The 3,765-nt window shown below is 59.6% G+C and carries 4 protein-coding genes and 2 pseudogenes; 5 read left to right on the top strand and 1 reads right to left on the bottom strand.

The features are described 5' to 3' along the window. The 5 genes and pseudogenes from VIW95_RS09235 to VIW95_RS09215 all read left to right on the top strand — a co-directional run. Positions 1-788: pseudogene (locus VIW95_RS09235) on the top strand (TonB-dependent receptor); the annotation flags it as partial. A gap of 61 nt (positions 789-849) precedes the next feature. Continuing rightward, positions 850-1,521, top strand: coding sequence for a MotA/TolQ/ExbB proton channel family protein (locus VIW95_RS09230; protein ID WP_331585681.1), 672 nt, complete (start codon positions 850-852; stop codon positions 1,519-1,521). 22 nt (positions 1,522-1,543) lie between these two features. After that, positions 1,544-1,942, top strand: coding sequence for a biopolymer transporter ExbD (locus VIW95_RS09225; protein ID WP_331585679.1), 399 nt, complete (start codon positions 1,544-1,546; stop codon positions 1,940-1,942). Positions 1,943-1,967: 25 nt separating this feature from the next. Continuing rightward, a complete protein-coding gene (locus VIW95_RS09220; RefSeq protein WP_331585676.1) occupies positions 1,968-2,684 on the top strand; it encodes a TonB family protein in 717 nt (238 codons plus the stop codon). Positions 2,685-2,973: 289 nt separating this feature from the next. Beyond that, positions 2,974-3,195 (top strand): annotated as a pseudogene (locus tag VIW95_RS09215) (DNA-directed RNA polymerase subunit alpha C-terminal domain-containing protein); the annotation flags it as partial. 41 nt (positions 3,196-3,236) lie between these two features. Here the strand turns inward: VIW95_RS09215 and VIW95_RS09210 are convergent. Next, the coding region (locus VIW95_RS09210; protein ID WP_331585672.1) for a M20/M25/M40 family metallo-hydrolase at positions 3,237-3,765 on the bottom strand (529 nt) is incomplete at its 5' end.

Here is a 3,765-nt window from a genome sequence, read left to right as displayed (position 1 = left end):
GCTACGCACGTCAGATGACCCCGCCGCCAACCGAACTCGTATCAGTGAGCACAATCGCGAAATTCAAGGGCACCACCGGCGCGCCCGCCTCCACTGGCAATGGCACGCCGACCGTCGAGCGCGACCATCTGTTTGACGTCGGAGTGACGCAGCAGATCATTCCCGGACTGAACGTAGGGATCGATTCCTATTACAAAAAGGCGGCGGACCTTATAGACGAAGGGCAGTTCGGACCGGCGCTTATCTTCGAGACTTTCAACTACGCCAAGGGGCGGGTCTACGGGGTCGAATTTACGGGTTCATACACGCACAACAATATCTATGCGTACGAGAACTTCGCCTGGAGCGTCGCGCAGGGGACGCAAGTGGAATCGGGGCAATTCAACTTCGCGCCGGACGAGCTGAAGTTCATCAACAGTCACTATATCTTCCTGGATCACGACCAGACCTTCACCAATTCCGCCGGCGTTGTTTACAACTGGAAGGGATGGATGTTTAGCCTCGATGGAATTTACGGCAGCGGGCTTCGATCCGGTTTCGCTAACACTGGAAATCTGCCGTACTACATCCAGCTCGACGCCGGCATCACCAGGCGTGTAACCGTCCCGAACCATGGCGGCGTTCTCGAGTTTCGCGGCGCGATCGTGAATCTGAACGACCGCACATACGAAGTTCGCAGCGGCAGCGGCATCGGTGTTTTTGCCGCCCAGTTTGGACCGCGGCGGGCGTTATACGGCGGGATAAAATGGGAGCTTCCATTTACAAAACCCCCGAGCGCGATCCAGTGAAAAAGTGAAAAGTGAAACCCAGGTCGCGCGGCAGGCGTCAGGTATTAAGGAGAACTGATACATGCAGGAACTATATGTAGCGTGGAACGCCATCAAGTTCGGCGGCGCGATGGTCTATCCGCTGCTGGCGCTCGGCGTCCTCGCGATCGCGATAATCATCGACCGCGGTGTCCTCTATGCGCGATGCCTGCGGCTGCCGTCGACGCTCGCGGACCTGGTCGAGACCTTCGGATTTTCGTGGATTGAACTCGAAAAGCGGTTGAACGAACTCGGCCCGCGCAATGCTTACGGACGCTTCCTCCAGGTGATCGCCGACAATCGCAACAAGCCTGCGTGGTGGGTCGAATCGAGAGCCAGCGATGAGGCAGGCCGGATCGAAAAAACCCTCGCCCGCGGACTTTGGGTGCTCGAGACTGTCGTGACCGCGGCGCCGTTGCTCGGCCTGCTCGGCACTATCACGGGCATGATGCAGTCGTTCAACGTGATCGGCGCCTCGACGCTGGTTGCGCCGACGCAGGTGACGGCGGGCGTCGCGCAGGCGCTGATTGCGACGGCGCTCGGCCTGCTGATCGCGGTACTCGCGCTGTTTGCGTTCAATCTGTTCTCGCGGATGCAATCGCAGGCGCTCGACACGATGGAGCGGCTCGGCTCGCGGCTGGTCGATCATATTCGGCTCGACCAGGAGGGCGGTGAGGCGGCGCCAATCCCGCGACCAGCAGCGGTCGCACGATGAGCGCGCGCATAGGAAAGATGCGATGAAAATTCAAAGAGCGCGGCATTTTCGTCACGGGCGAATCGAGATCATCCCGATGATCGACGTGATGTTCTTTCTGCTGGTGACGTTCATGCTGGCGTCGCTGTCGATGCAGACGCTTAACTCGATCGCGGTCAATCTGCCCAAGGGTAACGCCGAATCGATGGAGCATCAAGAGCCGATCACGCTGACCGTGACGCACGACAGCAAGATTTTCATCGACAAGACGCCGACCACGCTCGAGCAATTGGCGTTCCTGCTGAAGCCGATGCTCAAGACTAACGATCTCGGCGTCGTGGTGAACGCGGACACCGACGCGCCCGAAGGCACAGTGGTTGAGGCGATGATCGAGGCGCGGCGCGCGGGCGTCGAGAAATTTTTGATTGCCGTAAAGCATTGAAGTGGCCGGTGCAACTCAAATAGCGATGAGACCGCCGGAGTTGGACGAACCGGCGCGCCGCCTGCTGTGGATCGTCCCGCTATCGATCGCAATTTGGGCGATTTTGTTGAGTGGATTTTCGCTCATCCTGATGCGTACGAAGGTGATGCCGCAAGAAGAATCGAAGCCGATCGAGGCGCGGCTGGTCGAGATACCCAAGGACATCGGCGGGCTGCAAGGCAACGGCGGCGCGATTCATCCGGCGGCCCCGGCGATTCCTAAAGCCAAGCCCATCGTCAAACCGCATCCTGTCACTCACGTGAAGAAGATCGCGCCGCTGCCGCCGGTCATTCGTTCTCCCTACGGCACTGAGAAATCCACCGAAGCCCCGAGCGTCGAGGAAAAACCCGGCGCGAGCGCGGGAAGCACGTCGGAGAGCAGCGAGAGCGGCAGCTCGGAAAGTGGCGAAGGATCGGGCGGCGGAATCGGCACCGATACGGTGGGCGCGCGGGCGATTTACGCGCCGACTCCGGTGATACCCGACGACCTGCGCGAGGACGTGATGCAGACCGAGGCGGTCGCGCGTTTCAACGTGACCTTCGACGGCATCAGCCAGGTGACGCTGGAAAAGCCAACTTCAAGCCCGCGCCTGAACCAGGTGCTGCTCGATACGCTCAAGCAATGGAAGTTCTTTCCAGCAGTGAAGAACGGCGTCGCAATCGCGTCGTCGTTCGAAGTGCGAATTCCTATTACAGTTCAGTAGATACCGACATTCTGGTCCCCCTTCCCGCTCGGGAAGGGGTTAGGGGTTAGGTTCTCTGGATCCACACCAGCGCTGGCGCTCTTTCTTGCCTCTCAGCAAAGGAGCGCGTCGCGATCTCAGAAACCGGTGCCGGCTTCGCGTGCGCGAGCTGTCCGGAGGCCAGAAGCCATTTCCTTCCGTCGCGTTGCTCAGGTCGTCAGGATGACGCAAGAGACTCGCGTTGGTCACTCCGCACCCGGTTCAGTCAGTTTGCCCAAGAGAACTGATTCAAGGATAAGATTCCCCTATGCCGATGAACGAGATCTTCCTTCGTCCGGTCGAGGGATTGCCGATTTCGGTTCGTACGTCTTACGGATTGCGGAACGCCGATATTAAATATGTCGGCGAGCTGGTGCAGTGCACCGAAGAGGAACTGCTGGAGATTAAGAACTTCGGTCGCAAGTCACTGAACGAGGTCAAAACGATCCTCGCGGACATGGGATTGTCTCTTGGGATGAGGCTCGACAACTAGTCCCACATTCGCTTTCAAAATGAACCAGTGCCCTCACTACGTCAGGATGACAGCAGGCTATCGATGACTTTGTGGATCATCGCCGGACCTATTTCGAACGCCTCCCGCCGGACATACTCGTTGGGCTGATGCGCCTGCTCTAGATCGCCGGGGCCGCAGATCAGCGAGGTGATGCCCGAGCCGGTGAACCATCCCCCGTCGGTCGCGTAGAGCGCGCCGCCGGCGGTCTTTGCGCCGGTGACGTCGAACAGCGTGGCTTCCAGAGCCGTTCCGCGCGGCGAATCGAGCGGGGGCACGACGTTCAGGAGAGCAGTTTCAATTTTCGCGCGATGCTCGCGCCCAGCGTAATCGTGACCGTCAAGCGCGACTAGCCGGCGCTCGATCTCATGATAAACGCCGAGCGGATCGGCGTCGGGCAGGGTACGATAGCTGACGCGCAAAGTGCATTCCTCGGCGATCATGTTGAGCGCGATGCCGCCGTGCACCGTTCCGAAATTCAGCACGTCGTGCGGCGCGTCGGGAAAAATCTCCGCATATTCGGCCGGCCGTCGCGCTGCGAGTTCCTGCTGA

Origin of the sequence: Binatus sp. (SeqCode), assembly GCF_036522015.1 — a bacterium.
In the GTDB taxonomy this organism is placed as follows: domain Bacteria; phylum Desulfobacterota; class Binatia; order Binatales; family Binataceae; genus Binatus.
This window is presented reverse-complemented; position numbering and strand designations above follow the sequence as displayed.

Coding starts and splice junctions, on each gene's coding strand:
- VIW95_RS09220 (WP_331585676.1), top strand. CDS start 1,968: ATGAGACCGCCGGAGTTGGACGAACCGGCGCGCCGCCTGCTGTGGATC.
- VIW95_RS09230 (WP_331585681.1), top strand. CDS start 850: ATGCAGGAACTATATGTAGCGTGGAACGCCATCAAGTTCGGCGGCGCG.
- VIW95_RS09225 (WP_331585679.1), top strand. CDS start 1,544: ATGAAAATTCAAAGAGCGCGGCATTTTCGTCACGGGCGAATCGAGATC.